Raw genomic sequence first — 26,098 nt, 5'->3', positions numbered from 1 at the left:
CTTTCTCGCATAAAAAACCGTTCCTTAGAACGGTTTATAATCTGGCATTTCGGTATGCGGTGTTGCGATACATTTTTCAGTAAACTCAGCACGAATTTTTTCACGTGCTTTTTCAACATCAGTATTAATCTCAGCTTGCGGCAAGGCATAAACTTCATCAATGATGTTCAGGATAAATCCTTTGGTGGTTTCATCCTCAATTTTGTTGGCATGCTCAACTGCTTTGTCTTTTTCAATTGCATTTTGACGATCTAACATAATCGTACGTGCAGCATTACCTACACTGCGGCAGTAACCCTGCCACTGCTCTTCAGGGGTTAATGGTTTTTTTTCAGCACAGCCGACCAAAGCCACCATAACGGATAAAGCAAATAACTTTTTCATGAACTTCTCCTTACGAGGGGCAATATAAAAGATCGTAATGGATTTGTCATTTAAATTAGTCGCAACCGAACAAACAAAAAAAGCCCTTTCGGGCCTTTTTTATGCGTTTAAATTAACCACAAGTTGCTTGAATAATCTTTTGATTGATTGGATTTACAGTGACGGTGACGCGCTCTACACGATAATCCATTGTTACTGGCTGCCCAGGTTTTACTAAACGGACAATTTGAGCTTGGCTAATCGCCTTGATCTGATCTTCAGTCAATTTTGCTTGGCCAATCAGCGTCTTAGCCTTATCAGCTACACATTCAGTTTGGCTACTACGGAATAATGCCCACTCTTCAACCACTTGTCCGTTTGGCAGATGGCAATACCCGACCTGAGCATTTGCTTCATCACGAATTTCAAGTTTACCTTTTTGTTCTACACAATACTGGCTGGCTGGATTTGCCATACCAATTTTTTCTGATGTCGTTTCAGTTTGCTGTGTTGTGCTACAACCCGCCATAAATGCTGTCAGTGCAGCTAAAATCCATATATTTTTCATCAAGTCTATTTCTGAATAGAAAAATTTAACTTACCAAGTTTGTGCCAAATAAACGAGTTGTTTATTGAAATTTTTAGTTGTCATTCCACTTTCTGTAATTAGGCAGCAATGTGCCCTATGTTCAAAATACAGAACGTCATTTTCTTTGAACTGATGATGATTTTTACAATATTTAAAACGACTAAACTTGTCGCAGCTTTGATTTTAAAGGTTTTATAAATTTGAAAAATGACCTGCTCAACGCGTATGCTAAAAAAGTACTTTTCTTCAAACACGCCACGTTGCGTAGGAGCAAAATATGTCAAAAAAACTGCCGATTTATTTTTCGGACGAAGCTTGGTCGTCTTTGCAACAGCTCATGGGCGCAGATGGCAAACCCAGTCCCACCATCAATGCCCTGCTTGAAAGGCAATCTCAAGAACTATCTATGGATCCATTTTTGGATTCTTCGCTCAATGTTCAGCCTGTTCAGAAAAATACCCGTATTGAACTTCCCGTTGCCTTGGAACGTATTCCTGCTGGCCCAGCTTTCGCCAATAAAGATGTTTTTGAAAAAGTCTTAGACCTAAATGATTATTTGGTAATTAACCCGCTCGCTACATTTATTGCGCATGTCGATAGCGAGTCTTTACTCAATGCCGGTTTTGAAATTAATGATACTTTTTTAGTCGATCGTAGCTTAGAAGCCAAACATGGCGATATCGTGGTTGCACTGATTGATAATCGTGAAATCACCTTAAAGCGATTGATGATCACCGCAAAAATGTCAAAAGAAGAAATTGCCGACATTTTTGGTGACCCCAATAAAGTCTTACCCAAAATTTGGCTAAAAGCAGAAAATCCAGCCTATGCGCATATTATCCCTTCAGATAGCGAATCTATCGTTGTTCAGGGTGTTGTGACCTTTAATTTAAAGCAATTTTATAAGCGCTCATCACACACCTAAACACAAGAATTCACCATGAAAGCTGCAAATAAAATATTTGCGTTAGTTGACCTTAACAACTGCTACGTCAGTTGTGAGCGTGTCTTTAACCCAAAGCTCAATAATGTCCCTGTCGTCGTGCTGTCCAATAACGATGGCTGTGTTGTATCTCGAAGTCAGGAAGCCAAAGATCTCGGGATTAAAATGGCTGTGCCGGTCTATCAAATTCAGGATTTAATCCAACAGCATCATGTTCAGGTGTTGTCGAGTAACTATGCTCTCTACACCGAAATGTCGAATCGATTTATGAATATTTTAGGCCTGTATGTCGGCCCCGAAGACCGTGAAGTTTACTCGATCGATGAGTGTTTTTTAGATTTCACTGCCTATCAAGAACTGTTTGATTTGAGCCTATATGCCAAAGAAATACGAGATACGATCCTAAAATGGCTAGGTTTAACCTGCTGTGTCGGGATTGGTCGCTCTAAAACGGAAGCCAAAATGGCCAACCATTTTGCCAAAAAAAATGCTTATTTGAACGGTGTGTGCAATTTAGTTGAAATGGACCCTTGTTCCTCAGAACAACTCCTTGCGCAGACACCAGTCAATGAAGTTTGGGGCGTCGGTCGCAATCATACAAAAGCCCTGAATCAGCTTGGCATTCATTATGTTTTAGATCTGATCAATGCACAGCCTAAAGATATTCGAAAAAAATTTAGTGTGGTGATGGAAAAAACCGTCTTGGAACTGCAAGGTCTATCTTGTCTGTCTATTGAAGAAGAAGCACCGAGCAAACAGCAAATTATCAGTAGTCGTTCCTATGGTCAGCCAGTCTACGAACTGGAAGATATTAAGGCCTCTATTCGTGTATATATCGCGCGAGCCGTCACACGTTTAAGAGCAGATCATTCTCTATGTCGTATGGTGGGAGTTTTTATTCAAACGAGTCGCTTTAATTCTGCTGAAAAATACGCACCTTATCTGGCCATTACACTGAATGAGCATACCGATGACTTAATTAGTATCACCCAAGCAGCAACGCGTGCCGCCGAAAAAATCTTTAGAGCGGGATTTAAATATAAAAAAGCCGGTGTAGTGTTATTAGAAATCATTCCAAAACAAAATTTTACCCCAGATTTGTTTTGCGATATGGCGTTAAGACAAAGCCGTTTGAAACTGTCCGACACCATCGACGATATTCAAAAAAAATTTGGGCATCATTTTGTCTCGATCGGCTTAGCGCAGGACGATGCTGCAACATGGCGGATGAAGAAAAATCTGTGTTCCCCCGCTTATCTGAGTAATTGGAACGAACTGCTCCGTGTGAAATAAAACGTTTGATTGAAACGCTACGCTGTAGTGGCGCTGTTAATGTCTGCTGTGTTAACCGAAATGATCATTTGCAATTGCTGAATATTTATTTAGTATTTAAATGAATATTCATTTGTATATTCTCCTATTTTAAATTATGTCTGATGTTCAATTAACGCTGAGCGAATACCTATCTGCGGTCAAAGAAGTCATTCAATTGGCTTTTGATGATGCCGTGTGGGTCAAAGCCGAGATTCGAAATTTAAACATCAAAGGTGGACATTACTATCTAGAATTAGCTGAAAAAGAACAAGAAAGTGATAGAGTCATTGCCAGTTGTAAGGCCACAATTTGGAAATTTACTGCAAATAAAGTTGTCGGAAAATTTGAACGTGAAAGCGGCATTGAGCTCAGTCGTGACTTAAATGTCTTGGTTAAAGTGCGTGCCAAATTTGACCCGCAGTACGGCTTTTCAGTCAATATCGAAGAAATTGATTCGAGTTTTACTTTGGGTGATCTGGCTCGACGCTATCAACAAATTTTAGAAAAACTCACCAGCGAAGGTCTGATTCATAAAAATCGAAACTTGCCTGCGCCATTTGATATTCAGCATGTCTTGGTTATTGCGCCTGAAAATGCGGCTGGCTTAGGTGACTTTAAAAAAGATGCAGATGCACTACAACATGCTGGCGTGTGTGAATTTGTCTATCATGCTGCAACCTTTCAAGGAAATACCGCAGCACAAAGTATCCGAGATGCTTTAGCACTGGGTTTAAGACAATGGGCCAATGACTTTCAAACTGCGCCAGATTTGATCGTGATTATTCGTGGTGGCGGTGCTGTTAACGATCTTGCTTATCTGAATGATTATGATTTGGCTGCCCTTCTATCTAAGCGTAGCGTGCCGATTTGGGTCGGTATCGGCCATGAAAAAGACCGTACAATCTTAGATGAAATTGCACATCGCTCTTTCGATACCCCGAGTAAAGTGATTGGGGGAATTCGTAATCATATTGTTGAGCGAACTCAGGACGTTTTAGAGGCATTACAAAGCATTCAACTACACTCACAACATCAAATTGCTCTGTATCAAAGTCAAAATGATCAGTTGCTACAAGTCATAAAGACCTTGGCTCAGAGTCAAATCAATGACTCAACTCGGCTATTACAACAATACCAAGATAACACTGCTTATTTTGCTCAGTTACAACTTAAAACAGCTGCACAGAATATTGAAATACTCATGCGTGAGACTTTGCTGCAAAACCCTGCACATGTGCTCTCCAAAGGTTATGCCATCGTCCGGCAGCAAGGTCACGCCATTCGCGCAACGAAAAATCTTCAGCCTTCAACGCATTCACCGATTGAAATTGAAATGCAAGACGGCATCATCACGGCTGACATTCAACATATACAGGTAAAAAATCATGACGACTGATACTCTAAGTTTTAAAGAAGGCTATGAAGTTTTAAAACGTAATGCTGAATTACTCGAATCTCAGCAAGAACCCGATATTGATAATCTTATGAAAATCGTTGAAGAGTCGATGCAAGCCTATAAAGCCTGCAAGACCCGTGTTGAAGCAGTACAACAAGCTTTGAATGATACGTTTAAAGATTGATTTCTCAATTCATTATTTGCATAAAAAAACGCAGCCTAAGCTGCATTTTTTTATATTCAAATTTTGACTTCTCTTAGAAGCGCCAGTTCTGATAACATTGTTTTGCGTTTAATCTGATTGGTTGTAAATAACAGTAGATCATTGTTTTTAAATATATTGTATATATGCAACACTTAGCACTAACAACCACTAGTAGTCTACAAATATAATTCAACAGTCTACAAATCAGTCTACATTTTTTTAATGACTATATACAGGTATAATTTAGATGGGAAAAATAACTACAAGAGATGGATATGAAAACATGGACCTACTTTTATATAGAGCACACGATTAAGAATGGAGAGGTTTTTAGGATGGAGTCTGGGTGGGGTTTAAATAAAGAGTAAAATATGTTTTTAATAAAAGGAAAATCAGATGAGTAAGGGTCCTAGAATCTTTGGAAATACTATATCAAGTTGTGGAACAGGTATAAAAACTTCTGGCATATCGGATGCTCAAATATCTGAAAACACCATCGACAGAGTTAAAGTTGGGGTGGATGTTGATGAGGTTTTTGAGGGTGAAATCTCTCACAATCAAATAACTCAGGCAGAACTAGAAGCTATTCGGATAAAGGGGCAAAGTCCGTATGATTACTTTGGAATACCAAAAGGGATTGATTTAAGCGAGCTGCGTGATTTGTTTCAAAAGTTAGATGCCAATCCTGCTGAAAAACAGATAGAAATAATAAAGGAAAGTTCTTTAGCTAGAATTGATCAATTTACATCTATTGTTGAAAGAGTTATTCGTTTTTCAAAAGAATACGGACCTGTTTTAATGGCTACTTTCGGGCCGCATTTTAGCAGCATGGGTTTATCTTAAGTCACCATTCACACATATTCCTAAATTCACATTTGTTGTAATGGTGTGAGCTGTGCAACCTGACAGGAGGCACAGCAATAAAACCTTAATTGCGCTTTTCATATTCAATCAGAACTTTGGCTACAGCTTTTGCAGCCGACCAATAGCGCGCATTGAATTGGAATAATTCTTCTTCATTGGAAATAAAACCAAGCTCTACAATTAGGCCGCCATTGCTGATAAATCCGAGCCTCCCTCGTGCTGACTGAGATTGATCAATCCAACCATTATCACCACGTAATCGACTACCAAAAGCATATGCTACGGCTTTGGATAATTCCTGAGCCAGTTTCTTGTCTTTCGGCAATGCAATAGTTTCAACACCATTGGCTTGTTTTGAAGCTGCTGCATTCATATGGAATTCAACAGCAACACTTGAGCCTTTAATGAGTTTGATTGCTGCATTTAAGTTCTGGTTGGTTGCGCCTACACCATCGGTTTTATATTGAATGCCTGCTTCGCGTAAATAAAAAGCTACTGCATTACGGAAGTTGGCCACCAGATCAGCTTCTTTATATTTGCCATTTACTGCGCCAGGATCAGTATTGCTATGCCCTGCAGTGACTGTAACAAAGGGTTGAATATCAGTGTGCAATTCAGGTTGCTTTTTAAGTCGAGCAAGCACCATTGCTACACCGACAAATATGCCCACCCATTCAGCAACGTTTTCAGGGATCTTGTTTTTCAACTCTTGTGGAATCACCTCCCAGACACTTAAAAACTGTTCTGAGAATAAAATCAGGGCATAAAAAAAGGCGCTTAATGCGCCTACTTGTACCGACTTGAGTTTCCAAGCTTGTTGCCAATTTTCAATTAATTTCATTTTTCCTCTCTCATATTTCGTTCGTAAAGTTTGTTTCGGATTTCCTCAACCGTTCTTAAGAGTTGATCAGATTGTTTTTCAAGAACTTGGATGGACTGGCTATTTGCCATTGTCTGAGTGTTTACCGTGTCTGTCTTGCTCGTTTGAGTATTCCAAGCGACGACGAATAGACCGGCCAAGAAAATGCCACCAAAGCGTACAAGGTTGGTGATACTGTCGATCTTGGTTTTGCTCTCATGCAGCACCCTGATCTGTGAATCCACTTCCTTAAACTTTGGATCGACTTCATTTCTGAGTTGCTTAATCTCACTTTTGAAGTTTGACTTTGCTCGATCCAACTCGTCCTGAAGATTGTCACGTGTTTGCGACAAATCACTTCTGGTCTGCTGATGGTCTTTATTAAGCTGCTCCAACTGCATATTCATGCGGTCAAGTTTTTGAGGCATTTCAGCTAACTTATCCATATTTTTTGATATGTCGCTGATCTTGTCTGAGATAGCAAGCAACTGCCCTGCTGTTGCTATCGGTGGATCGGATGAGTAGTCATTCGACATTGCGCCCCCTAATTATTGGCAATAAAAAAGCACCTGAAGGCGCATTAAACTCCAACCATCTGACTTGCAAATGCAGACCATCCGGTTGCTGTTTGGTATGCGGATAGAGATCCAGATGGAACCTTGATTACACAGCTTGCTTTTAAATTAACAAGCACCCCATTTCCGTATACCGGTGGCACCAATGGAAGACAAATAATCTCATTACATGCCAATAACCCTGAAAAGCATTGAATATTTAGATTTTTTACAGAGCTTCCTATTGTTAACTTTGTTAATGCATTCCAGGATGCAAATGCTTGCGTGTCAATTGTTACAATATGATCTGGTATCACTAAATGACCTGTTACCGCTTTATTTCCAAAAAAGCACGAAATTGGGATAGTTGTAGCTGTTACACTAGCTAAAATAGTGTTAAATACGTCTACATTTGTTACTTTTTCCATGTAAGAAAATGACCACTGCCCTAAAGCTTTTACGACCGCATTAACTGTAAAAGTAAGTGTATTTCGCCATGAGCGAAAGGTGTAATTTCCGACATTAATATCACCACCGTTGATTGTTAGTGATGTCGCAAGCCTAGGGAAACCGCCATTCTCACCATCAAAAGCATAAGGATTGATTGCTCCCGATAAGTCTACTATTTCAACACTCCCAACGTTTGTTGGAAAATTTACCATTGTTCCGCTAAAGCGAATCTTTCCACCGCCGCTCACATCACTAGGAGCAAACAGCTCAATTGTTTTTGTTGCCCCCTCCTTTTCTGACGTGACCGTCACTTTTTGACCGCTTGTGTATGAAGCTAAAAAAGGGACTATAAAGTCCCCATTTGCATCTGCCACCCCTGTGTAAGTCGCCATTTTTACTCCTCAATTTCAATTGTAATAGTTGCACCGGGTTCAGCTTTACCACTAATGTTTGAGCCATCGAAGTGTATATTGGCTTTAAGTGATTCATCCACATTCACTAAAATGTTTGCAATCGGAACCGTTGACCCTGTGACTTTATCTTTCGCTGCTGTGGCTGTGAGAACTAAACTCACAGATTCAACAAAGAAGTTGTGTTCAAAGATTTGGTAACTTTCAAATCCATCACGCACAGACCAAAGTTTCAATTTGTGTGCTTTATTCTGCAAAAGCACTGACGAAAGGATTGCATGACTGTCTAAACCAATACCACTTGCGTTGTAAATAACACCATCTTGGGCGGTTGAAAGCTCAAGCGAATAAGTCACTCCATTTTCAACTGTTAAACCACCTTCATACCAACCGATAATTTCACCACCAGTTTGCTGAACGCGGTTTCGATGCGCCCAAGTCAACAAAATATCATTAGAAATAACGTGAGTTTCTGGAAAATAATTTCCATTAAATTTCACGTTTGCCGGTGGGTATGGTCTAAATGCACGTGCATTCATTTCAATAGCGATTGCACCTTCCTGTTCAAGCATGCCAGATGGCGTGGTTGTGAGTGCGGATACAAGAACCTCTTCGCCGGAAATATATTCAGTTGAATCGAAAGCCACATCATTCCCGCAGAAATAAAGTTTTGTGCCCATTCCCCAAGCCTGCGGCAATGTATCAAGCGCACCACGTTTTACACTCACAACACCGGTATACGGATTAATGCCTTGAAAAACCATCCATTCGCCCGGCGTTCCAATCCAATCACTGCCACATTTAATTAATGTGCCAATTAGCAAGCCTGAAATTGCAGCACTGTCTTTAACTGTAAAGCTTGTTGAGGTTCTTGAAATGATCTGATCAAGCTCAGCAGCAGGCTCATAGTTAATTGTCGCAGCGCGTACCCACTCCTCGCCTTCTGTGCCGTCATGCGTCATCATCACAGCATAAAGAGAATTGGATTGTGGTTGTTGAGCTACAACACCAGCTAAACCAAAGTTATTTTCATAACTTAACTCTTCATCAACTTGACGCTGACCAAGTGCCATGACAGCTAAGTAATACGGCATTTCAAAGGGCTCGTACTGACAAGCCAAAGGTGGCTGAACACCAACATCAATCGGCTCATCAATCATGATATCTGAAGATAAATTGCCTGAATACGGCACAACTTCAACAAAATCAATTGAAACATCAGCACCCGTACCGAGATTGATTTTCATAATCCGAACTGTAATTTCACCTTGCCACTTTCTTGGCCAAGCCAATTTTAGTAAGTCGTAACGGTTCCATTTCCGTGCGTTATACTCAGCAGTTGTGAAAGAGCCTTTCCACACTGGCGTAGACATTTGCTTTAGTTTCCATTGTGCTACAACCGCAGCATTCCGCTGTTTCATAAAATACGGAAAGTCAACTTCTTCAGCATTTACACGCCCAATTAAATTGCGAATAGAAGCATTTTCGGTAACAGAAAAAGATGAGTTTTTGATAGCTTCGCGATTGTAATAGCTGACGTTAAGCTGATTAATTGCCTCGTCAGCATTAGCAATTTCAAGAGACATGCTTTTAATTTTGTTAACTGCTAGCGAGTGAAGTTCATTTTCACCAAACCAATCATCACGAAATAAAACCATTTCATACAAACCGGTTTGACGATTTATGCGTATACCAGCTTCAATATGTCCGCATAATTCATTAATTGCTTCTAAGCATGATTTCTCAGTAATTGACCATGAAATACCAAGCCCCTCTGAATATATTCTTTCCGCCGCTTTTGCAAAGTTAATATTATTAACATCAGATTCAGGTTTATTCATCGCCGTGTCGTCGGTGAGAATTTCGCGAATTTTATGAATTGGATTGATATCCCCTTTTTTATAATAAAACCCAAATCTAGACGGAGATACATTAGGTACTGCTGAAACATTTACATGAAAAGAGCTTTGTGCTGGCGCTGTATATTCAATTTCAAATCCGAATTTCTCATCCCCAAATAACTTGTATACATTGCGTCGAGTTGGCACCCCACCTGAATTTAAATAATCAGTACTTGCTATGAGCGGTTGAGCTGTTGTTAAGGTTAGTTTAGCTCCATATTCCCTTGAGTAAGTAACGACAATCTCACCTTTTATAAATGCATCAAACTGATAGTCTACAATGACATTTGATTTTGAATTCGGTGGATTTTTAACTTCCTGAAAAGAAATACCATACCCTGTCACACTGTCACTACTTAGAGTCCTTATTTCGCCGTTGCCCTCTTTGCATTTCCATGTTGAATGCAGGTTGGGTGTGCTCCCACCCTCTGCGATACTTTTAATCTCAACATCTGGTATCTCTGCAAATTCAGGATTCCATTGTGGCTCACCATTATTTTTTACGTTAATGCGCTTAACGTGTAGCAACATTTCTTTCATGTAGCCAGAGTTGCCGAGGTAGAAAGCATTGTTGTAATAGCCATGTGCTGCACCAATTATATTTCCAATCAAACCTCCACTGAAATCAGGTGTTCCTAAGCCGGTAAATGCAAGATATGATTGATACGGATATGCAAGTGGCGGCAGATCATTTTTGGCTAAATAACTGCTATAAAAATCTACAGGATCAGGGTTTTCAGTGCCATAACGCGCATGAATTTTCCCCGCAACACCGCCTTCATTTTCGCCATATAGGTTTGGTAGTTTAACTTCGCCAATGCTTAATGGATTTTTTTGCTCATCAATGAGTGGAGTTTGCCACCCACGTTTATCAAAATTAATCCCGAGAACTTTTTCAATTGGATTGCCAATAAATAAAAGAAAATTGGCAAAATAGCGATACCCTGTTACTTGCTTACTGCTGCCGCCCATTTGCCACCTCTACAACCTGCATTGCCATTGCGTCATTCGTATTAATAAAGTCCTGAGCATCACGCCCATTCTTCAGAAAATCCTGCCAATCCCAACCTTGAGCCAAAAAAAATGCCCGCGATCCGCGAGCACACATTTTGGCTTTCCGTAAATCCGAGATATAAATTTTCATTTCTTCCCGCCTTTGCTTTTAATTGCAGTTGTTTTTTGACCCCAAATATGGGTAATGTTTCCATACATGTGTGGACTACCTGCAATGTCGCTAAATGAAGTACCTTCATCAGCGATTGTTCCATCAAGTTGATTTGGCTTTTGTTGGTTCTTTTTCTGCTGCTTTCGCATTTGCAAGAAGTTGTAAACTCCAACAGCAACAGAAATCACAGCCGAGATAATCATCCCGACAATTATGGGTGCAATGGCTTTTGTGTGCTGAATCTGAGAAACGTCGTAATGAGCTATGATGTGTTGTATATCCATGCTTTAACTCACTTAATTAACTGTGTTTCCAATGGGTTTTGACTCGGAATAAATGGATGCCCTGCAAAATTTAGACTGTTATTAAGTTTTTCATGGCAGGTTTTTAACGATTGATCACAACCAGGTGCAACACGAACCACATCACCAACTCTTAAACCAACATGCTGACGATAAAGGTTTAGAGAATTTCCACCGCCCGACGTGATTGTGGTGTAAACACCATCTTTCACTAACAGGCCTAAATTCAGCCATGCTGCTGGATATGACTTTGTTTCCATGATCGGCTCGCCATCTTCATAAGTCGGATTGCCTTGACCGTCTAAAACAGGTTGACCCAATTCATCTAAAACAGGGATTTGTTCAAACACTGGATTGCCTAGCTCGTCAATTACTTGTGTTGGAACCACAGTAAAACTAACATCTAAGCCCGATACCGTTGTGACCACCACTTCAAATGACAGCTTCTCAAAGTCAAGCCCACACCAACGGTCATAGATGGAATTCGGACAAGACGCTTGGAACTTCCGCGTCAGAATATTGCGGTTTAAGTACGATTCACCGGTTTCACATACCAATGTCAATGTGTCTGCATCTTCATCAAATTTCGGCTGCGTCACACGGCCTTTGTGCAGCACCAAGGTTTCGTTTTGATACAGCTCAAGGATTGTTACCGTTACGCCACCATAAAAGATTTTCCCTGCAAATACTGCAGCAAGGTTTTCACCTTCCGCATTTAATAAGCTCATTTGCGGAAGTGTTACTTCGGTATCGCACTTATCAATGCTTTCATCTTCAATCTCAGTGCGTGAAAGACCGCGAATTGGCAGATATTCAGTGCCTGCATGCATGATTACTTTGCGCTGATTGGTGAAATACCAGGTGCGGGTACCGTGCTTAAATTGATAGAGTTCCGCTCTCGTTTTCATGATGAAAGCTCCACGATTGGCACTGTGACTTGCGTTTTCTGTGCGCCTAAAAATTGAAATTCGATCTGATCTGCATCAAGGCGATACAGTCCTAAATAGCAAATCGTTTGAATGTTGCTGCGCTGTGCATTGATTGCTGGTGATACAGTTAAAGAACCACCCGTTTTGGCCGTAATTTCATGTGCAGTCCAAGTGCCGTCTTTGCGCCTCACAGCAATGTGTTTACGATCCGCTTCAAGCAGATACTTTGTATTTGTACTGAGTGAAGTTGTGATGTTTCCAGTATTGAGAATATTCAAATGCTTCTCATATAGTGGCATCCAAAATGCCTGAAAACGCCCAATTCGACGAAACAAAAACTTGCGATACTCCGTGTATTGGTTCCAGTCACGTAGTAACGACTTAAATGGTTTTAAATATCGTGGCTTGGCCCAATGGGTAAAATCCTGAAAGCCACCAACATCGCCATCGACAATGTTTTGATGTTGCGTCAGTGTCATTTCTAGCGAGTCGCCATCAAGCAGCAAAGGCTTGAAGTAAATATCATCACCAAGGAATTGCTCAGGCACATCAGCTTCAAATTCAGGCGAATCCTCTGCAATCACACGAAAAGCCACACTTGAGTTGGACCAAAAACCGCCAGTGTTGATTGAAGCATCACCATCAATGATGCAGATCCGTAGCGGCATGATTGCTGTATTGGTTGCTGTCACATTGGCTGCAAGTCGGAAGCCATCCTGATACTCAGTAATCAATTCTTGAATGATTTCTTGCGTTTCAGGATCTCGAATTTCTTCTTGCACAATGATGTAGCGACCTATGCTCACAATCTCAGCAACTTGAGCACCCTCAGAACTTTCAAGCAAAATAAAACCGACTCTAAGGTCGGCTTGGTGTGCTGTCGTGTTCATGATAATGAAGTCACTATCTTCTAGATCTGGAATGAGCTGTCGAAACTGTGGTAACGGAATACCCCACTGTTTACGCAAATTTGCATACAGCATGTGGAACATATCACCCATGGCTTTACGCATATTCACGTAGTTAAAGCTCAAGACCTGACGTGGTGCATCACGCTGAATGTATCGAATTTCGCTACCATCAAACGATTCATGCACCTCGGTTTTAAACTCAAGACGTTCAGTAGAATCAAGCAGAGGGCAATCTGTTAATACGTGTACTTCGCCATATTTGGTTTGTATTTTCATTTTGTCCTCAAATTTCAGACCTTAAAAAACCGCCAGTTAAGGCGGTGAAAATTAAATATTGAAAAATATCGCCAAGCTATTTAGCTTTTTGTCTCTAGCTCTCTAAGAAGTTCACAAACTCGCTCTTTTTCTTTCTTGATCATCGTTATTTGTCCTTCCAAGAATTCATCATCAAGATAATAGTCAGCATGAACTCTTATTCTGTGTAGCGTCTTAAGCTTTAAAGCTAACATGCCAAACTTCTTATCAGCGCAATCAATACAGAGCTGTTCCATGCAAAATTGCAGCTTTTCATGGCTGCTGCCGCCCATATTTTTAATTACTTCAGGGTGGTTTTTGGTCAGCCAATCCTTAACAGTATGATAGATAAAATAGTAATGCCTGCCTGAGCTGGTTCTTCGGCGACATTCTATTTCTTCATATCCAGACTTAGATATATGATCTGCAATCTCATCAAATAATTTACAATCCATTGATTAACTCTTTTTAATTCTTGAATCAGCTAAAAAATAGATAGAAATATTTCTGAAGCTTTTTAAAAGTGTTTCCGCATTTTCCTGCAATGAATAATGCATCATTAAATCGACAAATTTTTCCTGTAATGATTCATTCATTGCATAAATTACAGAATCTTTTTCCGCACTCATATTTCCAAATAACTCAGGTGGAATATATACAACTTCATCAAACTTTACATCATCACAATCCACATTGTAGTTTGATACATATGAGGAATTTATAGAGAACTTTGAGAAAAACTCTTGATTAGCTAAGACCTTCATAGTTCTTAATACGCTTAGGTCAATATCTGTAGATTTAATGAAGTCCATAACATCAAGAGTATCTTCCAATTCTTCAGCAGCAACCCTACAAAGAGAAGAATTATTTCGACCTTCGCCTTTAAGACGATCTATTTCATCAAAATAAAAGAACATAGATAAAACCTTAAGCGTAGTGCTGACAACCATTGGTTCATTTGGAAAGTCATTTAACGTGTTTAATAAAGTGTCAACACACTTATCCAAGTCCCCCTCAAGTAGCATACAGGTAGCAATATTTATTTTTGGGGATCGGGATGTTGGGTCCAGCCTTTGAGCAGCGTCAAAATACTTTAGAGCAAGATCATATTTATTCTCATAAGCACTAAGCACGCCTAAGCCTGTATATGCCTCATATGGATCAGACGACATAAGCTCATTCATATTTTTTCTATACTTACTTATAAGTCTAGATCCCTCACCAAACGGCTTGAGATCAAACTTGATTGATTCATTAGCAAAAATATTTGCTATCTCTTCAAGCTTTGATTTGGGCTGAATGGAACTCATAGAATAAACATCGGTAATTTTTTATACATTCTATGCTGCTTGAATGGTGAAAAACCAGATATTTCATTTATTGATCTTCAAAGTCGACAATAATAGTTTATAAATCCAGATTTTGGCCCTTATAAAACTTCTTAAATGCTTCTTTACCTTCATCACCAAAAATATGCTCACCAAAAGAATTGTGATCATCAACCACAACAATCTTTGACTCTTTAGCCTTCTCCGCCATCTTAAAGCAAAGCCCAAGAGCAATACCCACACCTAAAGCAATTAATGTTTTCATTTTAAATTCCTAAAATTGATAAAAATAAAACCCACCGAAGCAGGCCTATACCTTGCTGCGATTTCGTTTCATGTGATACAAGAAAGCTTTCTCACCATCTGCACTATAAAGCATATCTTTAGCCTCATTCTCATCTTTAACCATGATTACACGCAGATTGTTATCGATAGCCTGGGGTTTACTACCCTGCACCTTCGCATTTGCTTGTGCCTGCTTCTCGGCCTGAATAGTTCCACCGTTGTTGATGGCATTAAGAGTATTGATACCAACTCGTTTAGTAGCTTCAGCATTCAACACATACTCTTGACCATGAACCACGCCTGCTTCTTGATTTAAGCCAATGTTGCCAGTGTAGCCGCCTGATTTGAAGCCTGGCGTTACAGCAGAAATTGCCGCTTGAAGAACACCTGTCTCCATGGTTGCCATTGCTACCGCAGGCATATTATATGGGAATGGTGCTGATGCCCATGCTGCCGAAATAGCTGTGTAGCCGTTCATAACCGCTTGAGCAAAATTAAACCCTTTCTGAACTGCATATAGTGCCGCATATGCCGAACTAGACTCACTCACCAAGCCTTGTAAAGAGCCAGCCAAACTCGAAAAACTTGATAGCTGCATTTGATATTGCTGCATAACTAGTTCTTTTGATGATTCGTTATGTTCTACATCGAGCTGCTGCATACGAAGCATGTGAGCGCGTTTAGCCTCCTCAAGAAGTGCATATCGCTCACCTGCCAATTCAGGTGTATCGTAATCAGCATTAATGTCCTTAACATCATCATCATAGTTTTGACTTTCTGCCCGCTGCTTGTCATACAGATTGGTGCTAAGGCTCGCCATCTTGTACTTGAGGCTATCCTTGCCATAAACAGTACCAACATTCGATAAGCCAATTGCGCTTGTTGCTGAATAGGTCTTGTCAGCAAAATCACGCTGATATGATTCAAGCTTGTCTTTCTGCGCTGATCGATATGCTGCAAGCTCTTTTTCATATGTATCTTTAGCTTTTTTGAGATAAGCATCTCGATTGGTTGGATCGTTTATAAAGCCTTTTTCAATTTCTTTTTTAGACTCGTTGTAATCCATGAGCAGCCTTTCTTCTTTGCTCGCATACTCCTTGGTTACTCTTTCTTTAGCTCTTTCAATCTCAACCTGTAGTCTTTCAGCTTCGCGTCTTTGCTGATCAGCAAGACGTTTAGCATCAGTTACCGCTTTGGTTGCTGAACCGCCAGATTTCGCCTTGCCTGCTTTAGGTGTTTTTTGAGTTGGGAAAAGGTTCTTATTTTGCTCAGCTCCACCACCCAGCCCTTTGCCTTGCTGTTTATTCCACTCAAGCTGCGCCTTGCGGTTGTTGATAATAGATTTGGTTAAAGCGTCATATTGACCCGCTTGTGATGAGGCAATATTACTAATTGACGAGATGCCTTGCTTGGAATTGCTGTATATATTTTTCGCGGCTTTAGCACCATTGCCCCACACAAAGTCTTTAGCACCAGAAAGTAATGCGGAGCCTTTTGCCTTAATGCCATCAGCATTAGCAAAATTTACTGCAGTTGTGCCAATAGTTTTAAACTGATTGACAACTAAAGACATCAGCTCGACAAGGTTTTTCATGCCTGTTGCAAGGCCAACAATTAAGACGCCAACACCCTGAGCAGCAACCCCGATGCCCTGAATTACACCAGCAAAGCGGCCGCCCTCAGTTGATCCGTCCATAAAGTAGGAAAGTAGTGTGCTTAGAATCGGCATTACTTGCGAAGCTAGTTCACTTTTTAGTGCGCCAAATTGCATTTGAAGTGATTCAGTTTGAGCGGTCAATTCAATAGATTTCTGAATTGCTTCCTCACCAGTGATAACCCCCGCATCCTCTAGCGCTTGTTGGTAGTCTTTCCAGAGTTTACCGCCATCCATTAACAGCGGTGCTAGTGCGGTTAAATCTGAACCCATAGACTCAAGGTAGAATGACATCTCCTTTTGGTTTACGCCCGCTTCCTCCAATTTATCTACATAAGTTTGAAGTGCGTCAATGCCGTCCATTTTCGACATTTCTTCAGCAAGTTTTTTAGCTCCTTGTGCACCACCTTCTGTCTTGACTGCAATCTGTTCAAAGAAATCTACAGCACCGCCCGCACCAATCGCATTAAATTCACCGATTTTTTCATTGAAGTCCTTTAACATATCAGAGGTTTTTTCTTGCGATACGCCAAATGTTGCAGCAGCACCAGCCAAGCCTTGAAAGTTAGCAATAGATGTATTTGCAATCGCTGAAAATCGTGCGAGCTCTACATTGCTTTTTGCAACCTCTAAAGCCATGTTTGCAAGGTAGCCACTCGCTACAGCAACACCACCAACAAAAGCACCTGCAAGCGATGCACCCACAAGAAGCGCACCACCTTTTAAGCCAGATAGTTTTGTAGATAGCCCTTGCACATGTGAGCCAAACTTCCCATCGCTTGCAGCTTGAGCCATTGTGTTTCTTAACTCACTCATTCTCCCCGATGTGGTCTTCGCTTCATTTCCCGCAGTTGAGAGGCTTTTAGATAGGTCATCAACTTTTTTGGCAGATGATTTAGATTTATCGCCCGCATCTGAAATGACTTTAGCTGTATCTTTTACTGATCTTTCGGTCTTATCACCTTGAGTCTCCACATCCTTTAACGACTTGGTGACATCATCCGTGCCTTTTTTTGCCTTGGTTGTATCGATGATAATTTCAAGGCGTGATGTTTCAGTCATGAGAGACTCCTAAATTTAGGCAATAAAAAACCCCGCTTTCGCGAGGTCTGTTAATAAGTTCTAAACTTTACATAACGACTAAATCCACAACGCTACAACTAGATGATGTTGCTTGTGAGTGGATAAAACCCATATTAAAGTTGTTAATTTTTTTGGTTTCGCCAGCTTTAATGACTTCATAAACTTCACGTTTATTTCTATCCACTACAGTTCCGCTATTTGATGAGTGAACACATTCAACTGTAAGGTCTTTAATGTCTTTAGTCCCGTTGTTTTTGATTGTCATATTGATTTCCATGACGCTATCAAATCCTGCTTTACCCCACTCAAAATCAAAGTCTAGGTTTTGCAATGCTAATTCTTTTGGTGACGGCTCTGATACTGAAGAGCCATCCCCGCCATCAGCAATGGCGCCTATCACTAGCAACCCAACAAAGATAATAGCAATCCAAGCGAATATACCCATTTTCTTTGGCTGTTTCGCACCGCAGCTTGGACAGCTTTGCGCTTTATCACTAACCTGATTCCCGCATTCTTTACACTGCTTTAAAGCCATACACCCCCCAAATATTTATTATTCAGGATAAGATACTAATTTTTCGGGCAAAAAGAAACCGCCACTTGGGCGGTTCTACTTTTAGAAGTTATAACGTAATCCAGCTTTGTATGTCATGCCATCAATATCTAAGTCTGAGCTATTTCCAGAAACACACAACCCATCTATACATGCCTCAGAGTCGCGATTGAAAAACCATTTATAACCAAGGTTCCCAAATATCTCAAAGTTTGCATTAAGTTGATGCCCCACTTCCAAGTATAACGGAAGCGTCAAGTAATTAAGCTCAAGAGAAACATTCATGTCGTAATATGGGTCGTATGCTTTTTCATCTAGCCATGCATACCCAATACCACCTCCTACCGATGCATAATTTTTATCATTCTCAAGAAATTTATAATTTAAACCTAGGATTACTTCACTAAAATCCATTTCTGAAGCATCTTGGAATGCGTACTCCATATACAATGATGTTTTAGGCGCAACGTATGTTCCAGCATTCAAAAAGAATCCATTAAAACGCTCATCCCCACCAAATTCGCTTGAGCCAATTTTCGATCCCGCATAACCTGCAGAAACATAACCACCAGACGGCAAATAGCTATTATTTGTAGATGATCTATTTTGTACTGTATTTGCGGAAGCACCTAAAGGCAATGGCTCACCTGATTGAAGAACGATTGCATTTTCAGCCGTAGCCAAAGATGAAATTAAAGATAAAGTACCGATTGCTAATAACTTTTTCATATTACCCCCTAAATAAAGGTGATAAATTACTCAATTATTTGAAAAAAGTATATACAACTAAAAGAAAACCACTCCGAAGAGTGGTTTCTTTATGTCTAATCTTATTTAACTAATCGACCCATGGCGTTCTGCACTATTAGTGGCAATTGCTCCTTTGAGACCAAGTCTGCGCGGTTTACCAATTCTGGAATGTTGTTAGCATCCACCATTACAGCGTCTCGTGGAATTAAATCTAGAGAAAACCCACCTTGATAATTTAGTTTAATCATCATCTGCTTACCTTGAAGTATTCTTGACATCAAAGCTTGTGCAACTTGGTCAGGATTAAAAGATGGGTGTTCAGGCATCTTGCCGCCTAAACGCTTTACTTCCTTTTCAAGCTGACTGTGATACTCAATCAAGCGATATTGCAATACACCGTGACAATCCTGCACTGCATTAATATCTACTGGTGAATGTTGCTGAACTTTATCAAATGTCAAAATCAAGCCGTGAACGTATTCAACTGCATCGTCGAGAGTATCAAGTGGTATCTCTTCAATGCTTTTCACATTGAATCGCTGCAAAACCATGTTGTATGCATCTGAAAAATTGATCTTCACACGTGATACTAAGTTCGATACAGCGTGACGTAAATTTTCACGATCTTTCGGGGTGGTTTTGCGAGGATTTACAGCCTTGCCCTTTGTCCAGTAATCCCAAAGCACATCGTCACATTCTTCTTGATACTTAATAACCGTGTCTCGAAGTTCGGGTTTTACTTTGTTTGCATGAATTGAATAAAGCCATGCCGGTAGCTTTCGAAGCAATATACAAAGCATGGTTTGCAAACCACCTTTAGTAGGTATGGTGATTTCCACCATACCTTGTTCAAAGCGCTGTTTTAATTTCACAAACTGGCTTTTCCAATCCAACCCCATACCATCAACAATGGGTTTCATTGGTGTATATGGCTGCCCTTCAAATTCCACGATATACAATTCAGCATTGTGGAAAGGTACTGCGATTTGGGTTAAACTATTCATTGTTGATAATCCTGTAGTTTGTCGACATTTAAAGCCCCGAGTCCGCCAAGATGTAGGGGTTTTTTATTGCCTATAAGTTTATGCTTTTGCTTCATTCTCTTTTGCTCGCTTATCCAACCACTCCTCAATGATCATATTTAGCTGAGCTGTGATAGTTCTACGATCCTTATGAGTCTCCTCTTTGAATCGCTCCAATGTTTTTTCAGGTATACGCACGTTTACCTGTGGGTCTTGTCTTGCCATCCCTATCTCCAGATCAATGCTAGCATTAGCTAACAATTGCTAACATAGCAAACAAATAAAACTTATGTCAACATATTTTGCTAACAAGTGCTATCAAAATATTAGGACTAAAAATGTCTGAAGATGTTCAATTTAATTTACGCATACCATCTGAGCTAAAACAGCAGATAGTTGATGCCGCTAAACAAAACAGCAGATCTATTAATGCTGAGGCTCAATTGCGACTACAGAGAACATTTGAGCTTGATAATCTTCCTGAGCCAACCAACCCAAAGAACATCACTGATCCTGATAAATTGGAGGCTTGGGCTAAATCGATACTCAATGAACTCTTGAAGCTTAAAGACATGCCAGAACGCGTTGCAAAGATTGAAGATGAAGTTGCAGCACTGGAACAAGATCAGTTTGAGAATGACCGCAGACTAAATGGTCTTGAAGGTCGTTATTAAACCAAGAAAAGTAAGTCAGTACTGACTTAGCATCATATCTGGTGCCTTATTCCACACCCTCAATCCGATGTTGTGTAATTTCTAAAACCTAACTACTTAATAAAAATATGAAATTTTCTTTTAATATTGATCTTGCTTTAATTATCACCGTTTTTACCGCTTTTTTATTTTGGTGTGGTTATTGGTACAACTTTGGGTATGCAGAATACTTTGGCGTGCCCATAAGTTTCTTTGAGTTATCCTTATCCACAACATTAGTCGATGGCATTGTTGTTGCACCTGACAGATTTTTAACGCTTCTAACTGCAATTCTCGTAATCTCTTTTTTTGCGGGCTACTCTCGTAAAGATGCAGAGTTTATTATGGGTGTTATTTTCACCACCTTTTTGTTTTTATTATATTTAGTAAGATTTAAATTTTATGATCAACATAAAAAGTTAAAGTATTTTCCAATTACGAGTCTGCAACTCACACCCTACCAGGTGGAATATATATTTAAAAAAAGGAAACCTCGCCCACTGTTCTGTGATTGCGATGCAGTGAAATTTTCTATAAAAAAACTTACTAAAAATAAAATTACTTATCAGCAAATAGCTAATTCCGCATATGGAGATAGCAGTCAAATTAATGGGGAAACAACCATATTTCGAATTGCCATCCACTACTTTGTACTTCTAATATTTGTTTATGCTTTTATTGCAATATTTTCTGCTGGGCAAAACCTACAAGCCGAGGGATTTAAAATTGCTGAACACAACCATAAAACAAACTTTAGTACAAATATTCCTAAGGAAACCAACTACACTAAATTTCCCGCATTCATCGAAAAAGATCAAGAAAAGGTATCAGCTTACAAGCTTACAAATGTTTGTAATAAAAACTCTTGCTTTGCTGTCAATTCAAAACGAAATGTAAAACTCTTTGAAATTAAAGATATAGTTATTCAAAATGGCCCAATAAAAAAAGCACCCTAAGGTGCTTTTTTAGTGGCAGTGTCTTTCACCAGTCCTGCTCTCTTTATGGCAACCACTCTTATCGGTTCGTCCACCATGTGAATATGCTGCCGTTGCAAACGATGCAATTAATGCTAAAACTAAAATTCTCTTCACAGCTGCCCCCGATCAAAAAACAAACTAAAGATATATTTATACCTTAACCAGCTGTTTTATCAAGCATTAAAAAACCACCCGAGGGTGGTTATTCTTCATCTAGAATATTTTCTAGTGTTGGCAAATCTATTGGATTGTGTGTGCTGAGAGTTAATAATTTTATTTCAAAAGAGCCAATCTTTTGAAAATGCAAAACTTGATTAGATGTTTGAAATGGTACATTGGGATATGATTGCCACGTGGGTAAGCCAATATGGGCATGCCAAAGATTGTAGTGCTTTGCAAAAGCAGATCTACTCTCCCAATCTGAATAATGTTGAGGGACCTTCCATGAGCAAGAAATCTTCCCTTTCCAATTTCTCAATCCATTAATTTCATAATGATCTAAAAAATCATCAATTAAATCTAACTTTGTTCTAGTAAAAACATTTGAGTATAAATAATCAAATTCTTGACTAAAATCCACAAAATATATTGGAGATTCTATAATCTCATCTGTTTCTAGTTCTGGATTTTTTGGTTGTTCTTGGCCCATGCTCTTCTTTCTTCGCGAGTTAACCCTGAAGGCATTCTATATGATTTTTGTTGTGTAAGTGCAATAAGATGCTGAATATCAACACCTAAATGTTGATTCTTGTCTGCATGAAATGTTGCAGATTTTTCAACTGCATACTTAATCATACTATTCTCCTGAGACAAAAAGACCCTAACTATCAAATGACACTAGGGGTATACGCAACTATATTCGATTGCTATTTTTCGGTCAATGTTTTTCGGTTACCACATGTAAGTCTAAATGGGTACTCTTTTCTATAACAAGTGCGTTAAATATTGTCGCGGAGCATCATCAAACTGGCTATTTATCAACAAAAGAAACCAACTCACGCTGATTTCTTACTCAACCGCTTATGCGCCTTATCTAGGTGCTTGTTATCCAAGGCGAATACACACTCGACCAAAATATGTAATTCACAAGGCGCTTCATACAACTCAAGGTATGCACCAATATCGGTGGCACTCAAAGCTAATGGCACACCTTGCTCATACTTTCTAGCTCGTGCAATAGTGTTATAAGAACTCAGTATTGCATTTGCTGTGTAGCTGTATCGTGGTGGTTTTGGCACTTCTAAGCCGAGCGCTTGCCTTTGCTTTTTTTGGTGATTGGTAAGTCCTGCGTATCGCTCGCTGTATTCGTGGAGTTCGATGACTTTCCCAATACGGCATCTTTCTTTTGATTGGCACGAATCTGAATAAGACTGGCTTGATTTGTTACCCAGAGAGCTAATTTCATACCGTAGCTTTCATCATTAGCTGTTTTGCCATAAGCCATCAAATCAGCAGCATTCTTTTCTGAGTATTCAAGTTTAATTGGGGTATCACGCCAACCAAGCACTAAATACTTGCCAATCAAGCTACTGTATTCAATATTAGATTGATGCACAAAATCATCCGTGATTGGAATGCTGCTATTTCGGATCGCTTGTTCTTTTTGTTGATAATCGCTTTGCATATATTGAAAGCTTGGTCGATCAATACCAGCAATCAAGTATTCGCCGCCATCAGGATGAGGCACCCATTCCGAAGGGTGTTTTTCAGCAATTAAGGGGTTTTTTGAAATTGTAATTTGCATTTTTTGTATCCCAAAAAGAACCGCCCAAAGGCGGCTATTGTTATGCGTTTAGTGTGCGAGTAATCACTGGTGATGTTTTGATATGAGCAAATGACACATCAAGCATGATGTCATCATCGCCACCACCATCAGGATGTGAGGATTCAGACACTTCTAATTGAGGGAAGTTAAAAGCGTACTTATTGCCTGCTGGATCTTCAATTGCAAACTCAAGCGGCATGGTTGCGCGCGATTTCACAAAAGGAATATATGTTGCTGACTGGCTTGTAAACATGAATTGAGTGGCTAGAGTGATATCAACCATCTTGTCATTGTAACCCTGAGCTGACAGCTTGCCAGAGCCAATACAGCGATACGCTGACAAGTTATTTGTGATTGTTAGTTCAACCGATTGCACACATGCAGTGCCAACAGTATTTTGACCATTCACCGTCATTGTGTTGACGTTCAATGCTGATACTAAAACCGCATCGTCCGCAGGTAATGGGTCAGTCACAGGGTTTGAGACTGCTTTTTCGAAGTCTGTTCCAACCAAGCCAAATGTCGCTGTAATTTTGCCAGTGGTTGCAATGCTCAAGCCAAGCTCACCAATACGGATGCCCTTGTACACGTGAATCTGGTTGATGTCAGAGAACACTTTTACAAAAGTGAATGTTTTAGTTGTATCACCACCAAATTGAAGTGTATGTTTTTTGGTATCTGTGACATCAACCACCCAATCATTCATAGCTACTGCGCCAATGAAGTCGTCGAATGTGCCGATAGATAATTCAACCTCAAGTGAACCGGTAATCTCTGATTCATCTGCGGTTGAGCCTTGGCGGAATCGAGAATCCAAAACACTGTTTGAAGTCGATGTGGTGATGTTTTCAGTTAGGCCGTCAGTGACACGACGGACTGTTTTCCAGACTGGTGTTGTTGGTAAAACACCCGGTGTTTCTTCTGCTGCGTAATACAGTTTAATCGCGCTGCCCTTAGACATGGCTTGCTCCTAATTTTTAGGCATAAAAAACCACCTTTCGGTGGCATTGGTTTTGGTTAGATTTAAAATCTGATCAAGATGATTGGAAGAATGGCAATGACGGTTGCAACTCGCTTTCTAATTGCGCTATTTCATCATCAAGCGGATGCTTTTCATGTTTCCACACGTTCATGTCTCTAGCTGAGCAACTAACTTGCTGTTTGCGATTTTCGCGATACCCAATAATATGGTTATATCTAGCCCATTTAGATTGGAAGGTTTGGGTTATTTGGTTTGACATCCACTCAAATGCATCAATAAATGATTCTTTGATAGCATCGGCTTTTTCGCCACTAAAACCCATGACAAGAAACATGAAGCCACGTTCTGTCATTTGATAAAAACCAGTATTTCTTTTCGTATTACCTATCTGTTTGTTTTCTAAGGTAAACGCAAAATTGCGTTCACGGAATTTCTGTGAGCACTTCATATTTTTAATTGCTCGAAGCACATCAGAGTGTCTTTTTTTGAATGCTTCCGCTACTGCGTAACTGGTTGTCTTTGGTTCACCATTTTCATTTGAGACCATGGCGCGTAAATTCAATGTTGTCATCATGTTCATAAGATTTCCTCTTATATGTTCATGTTCAAAAAAAAGAAACTGGCAGGCACGCTGAACATGGAAGCGCGCTCTTTGAACCGTCGTTCTAGCCAGTGGTTTGCCTGAAAACAGGCATAAAAAAACCGCCCAATAAGGACGGTTTAATTAAGTGTTTAAGCTAGTTCACTCGGAACTCAGCTCTAATTATTTTTGCGTAAAAATCTTGGTCATCCATGCTTTGTGGTGCGTGGACTTTGTAGACTTCAAGATGAGACACACCAAAGGATTGCAGAAATGAGCGCCATGCGTCACACAGTGCGGTCATAGCAAGTGTTCCGCTGTTCTTTGGCGTGAAGCACTGGATTGAAATAATGCCGTAATCTCGGATACATGGACTATTGCCAATTGATGCAACCTGACTGTCTGCGTACTGTATAAAAACTTTACACCACGCTTTATTGGTTGGCGCTTTAAAGTGCTGACCTACGCTTAGTGGCTGGCTTTCAATACGGAGATTAGCTTTATCCACACCAGTGAATTGACCTATTTTTTTATAAATTTCAGTTTCAGCCTGAGTAAGTGTCATCATTTGTATTTACTCGCAACTGATTGATAGGACAACGCGTAGACACCATTGGGCGCTTGTTGACTCCAGCCATTTTCTAAACGTGTGCCGTATGGGCTCAATGTTTGGATATACACAAGGCCGCCTATTTTCGCTGTAGACGCTACTTTTAAGCCTTCTGATAGTGTTGCACCACCTGATAGGTCAAAGCCTTCCTCATACGTGCCTTGCGGTGAATCAAGCGTGACTTTATGTGATGCTCTGTATTCACCATCCATTACAGGAGATCGAGTGATTACCTGTTGAAGTGTTTCGCCTACAATCTTTTTGAGATGGTTGTCTGCATTCTTCACCACCTCAATCGCGAAATTGGTTGGTTTGTTTTTCCAGGCCATAAATTCCACCCATTAAAAAACCCACCGAGGTGGGTTGTA

General features: G+C 40.0%; 34 protein-coding genes. 7 read left to right on the top strand and 27 right to left on the bottom strand.

Annotated elements, in window-relative coordinates; genetic code table 11:
* Positions 1 to 24: 24 nt before the first annotated feature.
* Positions 25 to 384, bottom strand: a complete 360-nt coding sequence (locus tag FTU80_RS09735; protein WP_078193938.1) for a hypothetical protein — start codon at positions 382 to 384, stop codon at positions 25 to 27.
* 112 nt (positions 385 to 496) lie between these two features.
* Positions 497 to 931, bottom strand: coding sequence for an I78 family peptidase inhibitor (locus tag FTU80_RS09730; RefSeq protein ID WP_180084905.1), 435 nt, complete (start codon positions 929 to 931; stop codon positions 497 to 499).
* 298 nt (positions 932 to 1,229) lie between these two features.
* On the opposite strand from FTU80_RS09730, the gene FTU80_RS09725 reads away from it, so the two are divergent.
* From FTU80_RS09725 to FTU80_RS09705, 5 genes are all read left to right on the top strand, one after another.
* The gene (locus FTU80_RS09725) at positions 1,230 to 1,877 is read left to right on the top strand and encodes a LexA family transcriptional regulator (protein ID WP_078193940.1); all 648 of its coding nucleotides are present in this window, start codon (positions 1,230 to 1,232) and stop codon (positions 1,875 to 1,877) included.
* Positions 1,878 to 1,892: 15 nt separating this feature from the next.
* Positions 1,893 to 3,188, top strand: coding sequence for a Y-family DNA polymerase (locus tag FTU80_RS09720; protein WP_180084904.1), 1,296 nt, complete (start codon positions 1,893 to 1,895; stop codon positions 3,186 to 3,188).
* 136 nt (positions 3,189 to 3,324) lie between these two features.
* Positions 3,325 to 4,605 carry an exodeoxyribonuclease VII large subunit gene (gene xseA, locus FTU80_RS09715; RefSeq protein ID WP_180084903.1) on the top strand — a complete coding sequence of 427 codons (1,281 nt, stop codon included), beginning with the start codon at positions 3,325 to 3,327 and terminating at the stop codon, positions 4,603 to 4,605.
* On the top strand, positions 4,595 to 4,789 hold the full coding sequence (xseB, locus tag FTU80_RS09710) for an exodeoxyribonuclease VII small subunit (protein WP_078188551.1): 195 nt from the start codon (positions 4,595 to 4,597) through the stop codon (positions 4,787 to 4,789). Before xseA ends, xseB begins: the two co-directional genes overlap by 11 nt.
* A 417-nt stretch (positions 4,790 to 5,206) precedes the next feature.
* The gene (locus FTU80_RS09705) at positions 5,207 to 5,653 is read left to right on the top strand and encodes a right-handed parallel beta-helix repeat-containing protein (protein ID WP_180084902.1); all 447 of its coding nucleotides are present in this window, start codon (positions 5,207 to 5,209) and stop codon (positions 5,651 to 5,653) included.
* Positions 5,654 to 5,738: 85 nt separating this feature from the next.
* Here the strand turns inward: FTU80_RS09705 and FTU80_RS09700 are convergent, their stop codons facing one another.
* The 16 genes from FTU80_RS09700 to FTU80_RS09625 form a co-directional block, all read right to left on the bottom strand.
* Positions 5,739 to 6,515, bottom strand: a complete 777-nt coding sequence (locus tag FTU80_RS09700) for an N-acetylmuramoyl-L-alanine amidase (RefSeq protein ID WP_180084901.1) — start codon at positions 6,513 to 6,515, stop codon at positions 5,739 to 5,741.
* On the bottom strand, positions 6,512 to 7,069 hold the full coding sequence (locus FTU80_RS09695; RefSeq protein ID WP_180084900.1) for a hypothetical protein: 558 nt from the start codon (positions 7,067 to 7,069) through the stop codon (positions 6,512 to 6,514). Before FTU80_RS09695 ends, FTU80_RS09700 begins: the two co-directional genes overlap by 4 nt.
* 44 nt (positions 7,070 to 7,113) lie before the next feature.
* On the bottom strand, positions 7,114 to 7,929 hold the full coding sequence (locus FTU80_RS09690; protein ID WP_180084899.1) for a leucine-rich repeat protein: 816 nt from the start codon (positions 7,927 to 7,929) through the stop codon (positions 7,114 to 7,116).
* 2 nt (positions 7,930 to 7,931) lie between these two features.
* On the bottom strand, positions 7,932 to 10,820 hold the full coding sequence (locus tag FTU80_RS09685; protein WP_180084898.1) for a phage tail protein: 2,889 nt from the start codon (positions 10,818 to 10,820) through the stop codon (positions 7,932 to 7,934).
* Entirely contained in the window at positions 10,804 to 10,992 is a 189-nt protein-coding gene (locus FTU80_RS09680; RefSeq protein ID WP_180084897.1) for a hypothetical protein, read from the bottom strand. The genes FTU80_RS09685 and FTU80_RS09680 overlap by 17 nt, the downstream gene beginning before the upstream one ends.
* The gene (locus tag FTU80_RS09675) at positions 10,989 to 11,297 is read right to left on the bottom strand and encodes a hypothetical protein (protein ID WP_228144728.1); all 309 of its coding nucleotides are present in this window, start codon (positions 11,295 to 11,297) and stop codon (positions 10,989 to 10,991) included. The genes FTU80_RS09680 and FTU80_RS09675 overlap by 4 nt, the downstream gene beginning before the upstream one ends.
* A gap of 8 nt (positions 11,298 to 11,305) precedes the next feature.
* Positions 11,306 to 12,223, bottom strand: coding sequence for a phage BR0599 family protein (locus FTU80_RS09670; protein WP_180084896.1), 918 nt, complete (start codon positions 12,221 to 12,223; stop codon positions 11,306 to 11,308).
* Positions 12,220 to 13,431, bottom strand: coding sequence for a hypothetical protein (locus FTU80_RS09665; RefSeq protein WP_180084895.1), 1,212 nt, complete (start codon positions 13,429 to 13,431; stop codon positions 12,220 to 12,222). The genes FTU80_RS09670 and FTU80_RS09665 overlap by 4 nt, the downstream gene beginning before the upstream one ends.
* A gap of 80 nt (positions 13,432 to 13,511) precedes the next feature.
* Positions 13,512 to 13,904, bottom strand: coding sequence for a hypothetical protein (locus tag FTU80_RS09660; RefSeq protein ID WP_180084894.1), 393 nt, complete (start codon positions 13,902 to 13,904; stop codon positions 13,512 to 13,514).
* Between the two features lie 3 nt (positions 13,905 to 13,907).
* Positions 13,908 to 14,759 (bottom strand): M48 family metallopeptidase, encoded by an 852-nt coding sequence (locus tag FTU80_RS09655; protein WP_180084893.1) that lies wholly within the window; start codon positions 14,757 to 14,759, stop codon positions 13,908 to 13,910.
* Positions 14,760 to 14,856: 97 nt separating this feature from the next.
* Complete coding sequence (locus tag FTU80_RS09650; protein ID WP_180084892.1) at positions 14,857 to 15,042, bottom strand: hypothetical protein; 186 nt, start codon at positions 15,040 to 15,042, stop codon at positions 14,857 to 14,859.
* Positions 15,043 to 15,087: 45 nt separating this feature from the next.
* Positions 15,088 to 17,778 (bottom strand): phage tail tape measure protein, encoded by a 2,691-nt coding sequence (locus FTU80_RS09645; protein ID WP_180084891.1) that lies wholly within the window; start codon positions 17,776 to 17,778, stop codon positions 15,088 to 15,090.
* A 67-nt stretch (positions 17,779 to 17,845) separates the two neighbouring features.
* The gene (locus tag FTU80_RS09640; RefSeq protein WP_180084890.1) at positions 17,846 to 18,334 is read right to left on the bottom strand and encodes a zinc ribbon domain-containing protein; all 489 of its coding nucleotides are present in this window, start codon (positions 18,332 to 18,334) and stop codon (positions 17,846 to 17,848) included.
* An 81-nt stretch (positions 18,335 to 18,415) separates the two neighbouring features.
* Positions 18,416 to 19,081, bottom strand: a complete 666-nt coding sequence (locus FTU80_RS09635) for a hypothetical protein (RefSeq protein ID WP_180084889.1) — start codon at positions 19,079 to 19,081, stop codon at positions 18,416 to 18,418.
* Between the two features lie 101 nt (positions 19,082 to 19,182).
* Positions 19,183 to 20,106, bottom strand: a complete 924-nt coding sequence (locus tag FTU80_RS09630; protein WP_180084888.1) for a phage antirepressor N-terminal domain-containing protein — start codon at positions 20,104 to 20,106, stop codon at positions 19,183 to 19,185.
* 78 nt (positions 20,107 to 20,184) lie between these two features.
* The gene (locus FTU80_RS09625) at positions 20,185 to 20,349 is read right to left on the bottom strand and encodes an Arc family DNA-binding protein (protein WP_180035597.1); all 165 of its coding nucleotides are present in this window, start codon (positions 20,347 to 20,349) and stop codon (positions 20,185 to 20,187) included.
* A gap of 113 nt (positions 20,350 to 20,462) precedes the next feature.
* Here FTU80_RS09625 and FTU80_RS09620 point away from each other — a divergent pair, with 113 nt between their 5' ends.
* Positions 20,463 to 20,798: an Arc family DNA-binding protein gene (locus tag FTU80_RS09620; protein ID WP_180035596.1), complete on the top strand. Its 336-nt coding sequence runs from the start codon at positions 20,463 to 20,465 to the stop codon at positions 20,796 to 20,798.
* Between the two features lie 107 nt (positions 20,799 to 20,905).
* A complete protein-coding gene (locus FTU80_RS09615) occupies positions 20,906 to 21,772 on the top strand; it encodes a hypothetical protein (protein ID WP_180084887.1) in 867 nt (288 codons plus the stop codon).
* A 9-nt stretch (positions 21,773 to 21,781) separates the two neighbouring features.
* Here the strand turns inward: FTU80_RS09615 and FTU80_RS16520 are convergent, their stop codons facing one another.
* The 9 genes from FTU80_RS16520 to FTU80_RS09570 all read right to left on the bottom strand — a co-directional run bounded on the left by FTU80_RS16520 (position 21,782) and on the right by FTU80_RS09570 (position 26,059).
* Positions 21,782 to 21,907, bottom strand: a complete 126-nt coding sequence (locus tag FTU80_RS16520) for a YHYH domain-containing protein (protein WP_180084886.1) — start codon at positions 21,905 to 21,907, stop codon at positions 21,782 to 21,784.
* An 88-nt stretch (positions 21,908 to 21,995) separates the two neighbouring features.
* Positions 21,996 to 22,442: a hypothetical protein gene (locus tag FTU80_RS09605; RefSeq protein ID WP_180084885.1), complete on the bottom strand. Its 447-nt coding sequence runs from the start codon at positions 22,440 to 22,442 to the stop codon at positions 21,996 to 21,998.
* Positions 22,409 to 22,588, bottom strand: a complete 180-nt coding sequence (locus tag FTU80_RS09600; RefSeq protein ID WP_180084884.1) for a hypothetical protein — start codon at positions 22,586 to 22,588, stop codon at positions 22,409 to 22,411. The genes FTU80_RS09605 and FTU80_RS09600 overlap by 34 nt, the downstream gene beginning before the upstream one ends.
* Before the next feature lie 200 nt (positions 22,589 to 22,788).
* Complete coding sequence (locus FTU80_RS09595; RefSeq protein WP_180084883.1) at positions 22,789 to 23,031, bottom strand: hypothetical protein; 243 nt, start codon at positions 23,029 to 23,031, stop codon at positions 22,789 to 22,791.
* A 2-nt stretch (positions 23,032 to 23,033) separates the two neighbouring features.
* Positions 23,034 to 23,537, bottom strand: coding sequence for a hypothetical protein (locus FTU80_RS09590; RefSeq protein ID WP_180084882.1), 504 nt, complete (start codon positions 23,535 to 23,537; stop codon positions 23,034 to 23,036).
* Between the two features lie 40 nt (positions 23,538 to 23,577).
* Positions 23,578 to 24,519, bottom strand: a complete 942-nt coding sequence (locus FTU80_RS09585) for a phage tail tube protein (RefSeq protein ID WP_180084881.1) — start codon at positions 24,517 to 24,519, stop codon at positions 23,578 to 23,580.
* 73 nt (positions 24,520 to 24,592) lie between these two features.
* Positions 24,593 to 25,120: a Rha family transcriptional regulator gene (locus FTU80_RS09580; RefSeq protein WP_180084880.1), complete on the bottom strand. Its 528-nt coding sequence runs from the start codon at positions 25,118 to 25,120 to the stop codon at positions 24,593 to 24,595.
* Between the two features lie 157 nt (positions 25,121 to 25,277).
* Positions 25,278 to 25,688, bottom strand: coding sequence for a hypothetical protein (locus tag FTU80_RS09575; protein WP_180084879.1), 411 nt, complete (start codon positions 25,686 to 25,688; stop codon positions 25,278 to 25,280).
* Complete coding sequence (locus FTU80_RS09570) at positions 25,685 to 26,059, bottom strand: hypothetical protein (protein ID WP_180084878.1); 375 nt, start codon at positions 26,057 to 26,059, stop codon at positions 25,685 to 25,687. The genes FTU80_RS09575 and FTU80_RS09570 overlap by 4 nt, the downstream gene beginning before the upstream one ends.
* Positions 26,060 to 26,098: the final 39 nt, after the last annotated feature.

This window comes from Acinetobacter sp. YH12145 (assembly GCF_013418335.1).
GTDB classification, from domain to species: domain Bacteria; phylum Pseudomonadota; class Gammaproteobacteria; order Pseudomonadales; family Moraxellaceae; genus Acinetobacter; species Acinetobacter amyesii.
This window is presented reverse-complemented; position numbering and strand designations above follow the sequence as displayed.

Coding starts and splice junctions, on each gene's coding strand:
- FTU80_RS09735 (WP_078193938.1), bottom strand. CDS start 384: ATGAAAAAGTTATTTGCTTTATCCGTTATGGTGGCTTTGGTCGGCTGT.
- FTU80_RS09730 (WP_180084905.1), bottom strand. CDS start 931: ATGAAAAATATATGGATTTTAGCTGCACTGACAGCATTTATGGCGGGT.
- FTU80_RS09725 (WP_078193940.1), top strand. CDS start 1,230: ATGTCAAAAAAACTGCCGATTTATTTTTCGGACGAAGCTTGGTCGTCT.
- FTU80_RS09720 (WP_180084904.1), top strand. CDS start 1,893: ATGAAAGCTGCAAATAAAATATTTGCGTTAGTTGACCTTAACAACTGC.
- xseA (WP_180084903.1), top strand. CDS start 3,325: ATGTCTGATGTTCAATTAACGCTGAGCGAATACCTATCTGCGGTCAAA.
- xseB (WP_078188551.1), top strand. CDS start 4,595: ATGACGACTGATACTCTAAGTTTTAAAGAAGGCTATGAAGTTTTAAAA.
- FTU80_RS09705 (WP_180084902.1), top strand. CDS start 5,207: ATGAGTAAGGGTCCTAGAATCTTTGGAAATACTATATCAAGTTGTGGA.
- FTU80_RS09700 (WP_180084901.1), bottom strand. CDS start 6,515: ATGAAATTAATTGAAAATTGGCAACAAGCTTGGAAACTCAAGTCGGTA.
- FTU80_RS09695 (WP_180084900.1), bottom strand. CDS start 7,069: ATGTCGAATGACTACTCATCCGATCCACCGATAGCAACAGCAGGGCAG.
- FTU80_RS09690 (WP_180084899.1), bottom strand. CDS start 7,929: ATGGCGACTTACACAGGGGTGGCAGATGCAAATGGGGACTTTATAGTC.
- FTU80_RS09685 (WP_180084898.1), bottom strand. CDS start 10,820: ATGGGCGGCAGCAGTAAGCAAGTAACAGGGTATCGCTATTTTGCCAAT.
- FTU80_RS09680 (WP_180084897.1), bottom strand. CDS start 10,992: ATGAAAATTTATATCTCGGATTTACGGAAAGCCAAAATGTGTGCTCGC.
- FTU80_RS09675 (WP_228144728.1), bottom strand. CDS start 11,297: ATGGATATACAACACATCATAGCTCATTACGACGTTTCTCAGATTCAG.
- FTU80_RS09670 (WP_180084896.1), bottom strand. CDS start 12,223: ATGAAAACGAGAGCGGAACTCTATCAATTTAAGCACGGTACCCGCACC.
- FTU80_RS09665 (WP_180084895.1), bottom strand. CDS start 13,431: ATGAAAATACAAACCAAATATGGCGAAGTACACGTATTAACAGATTGC.
- FTU80_RS09660 (WP_180084894.1), bottom strand. CDS start 13,904: ATGGATTGTAAATTATTTGATGAGATTGCAGATCATATATCTAAGTCT.
- FTU80_RS09655 (WP_180084893.1), bottom strand. CDS start 14,759: ATGAGTTCCATTCAGCCCAAATCAAAGCTTGAAGAGATAGCAAATATT.
- FTU80_RS09650 (WP_180084892.1), bottom strand. CDS start 15,042: ATGAAAACATTAATTGCTTTAGGTGTGGGTATTGCTCTTGGGCTTTGC.
- FTU80_RS09645 (WP_180084891.1), bottom strand. CDS start 17,778: ATGACTGAAACATCACGCCTTGAAATTATCATCGATACAACCAAGGCA.
- FTU80_RS09640 (WP_180084890.1), bottom strand. CDS start 18,334: ATGGCTTTAAAGCAGTGTAAAGAATGCGGGAATCAGGTTAGTGATAAA.
- FTU80_RS09635 (WP_180084889.1), bottom strand. CDS start 19,081: ATGAAAAAGTTATTAGCAATCGGTACTTTATCTTTAATTTCATCTTTG.
- FTU80_RS09630 (WP_180084888.1), bottom strand. CDS start 20,106: ATGAATAGTTTAACCCAAATCGCAGTACCTTTCCACAATGCTGAATTG.
- FTU80_RS09625 (WP_180035597.1), bottom strand. CDS start 20,349: ATGGCAAGACAAGACCCACAGGTAAACGTGCGTATACCTGAAAAAACA.
- FTU80_RS09620 (WP_180035596.1), top strand. CDS start 20,463: ATGTCTGAAGATGTTCAATTTAATTTACGCATACCATCTGAGCTAAAA.
- FTU80_RS09615 (WP_180084887.1), top strand. CDS start 20,906: ATGAAATTTTCTTTTAATATTGATCTTGCTTTAATTATCACCGTTTTT.
- FTU80_RS09605 (WP_180084885.1), bottom strand. CDS start 22,442: ATGGGCCAAGAACAACCAAAAAATCCAGAACTAGAAACAGATGAGATT.
- FTU80_RS09600 (WP_180084884.1), bottom strand. CDS start 22,588: ATGATTAAGTATGCAGTTGAAAAATCTGCAACATTTCATGCAGACAAG.
- FTU80_RS09590 (WP_180084882.1), bottom strand. CDS start 23,537: ATGCAAATTACAATTTCAAAAAACCCCTTAATTGCTGAAAAACACCCT.
- FTU80_RS09585 (WP_180084881.1), bottom strand. CDS start 24,519: ATGTCTAAGGGCAGCGCGATTAAACTGTATTACGCAGCAGAAGAAACA.
- FTU80_RS09580 (WP_180084880.1), bottom strand. CDS start 25,120: ATGAACATGATGACAACATTGAATTTACGCGCCATGGTCTCAAATGAA.
- FTU80_RS09575 (WP_180084879.1), bottom strand. CDS start 25,688: ATGATGACACTTACTCAGGCTGAAACTGAAATTTATAAAAAAATAGGT.
- FTU80_RS09570 (WP_180084878.1), bottom strand. CDS start 26,059: ATGGCCTGGAAAAACAAACCAACCAATTTCGCGATTGAGGTGGTGAAG.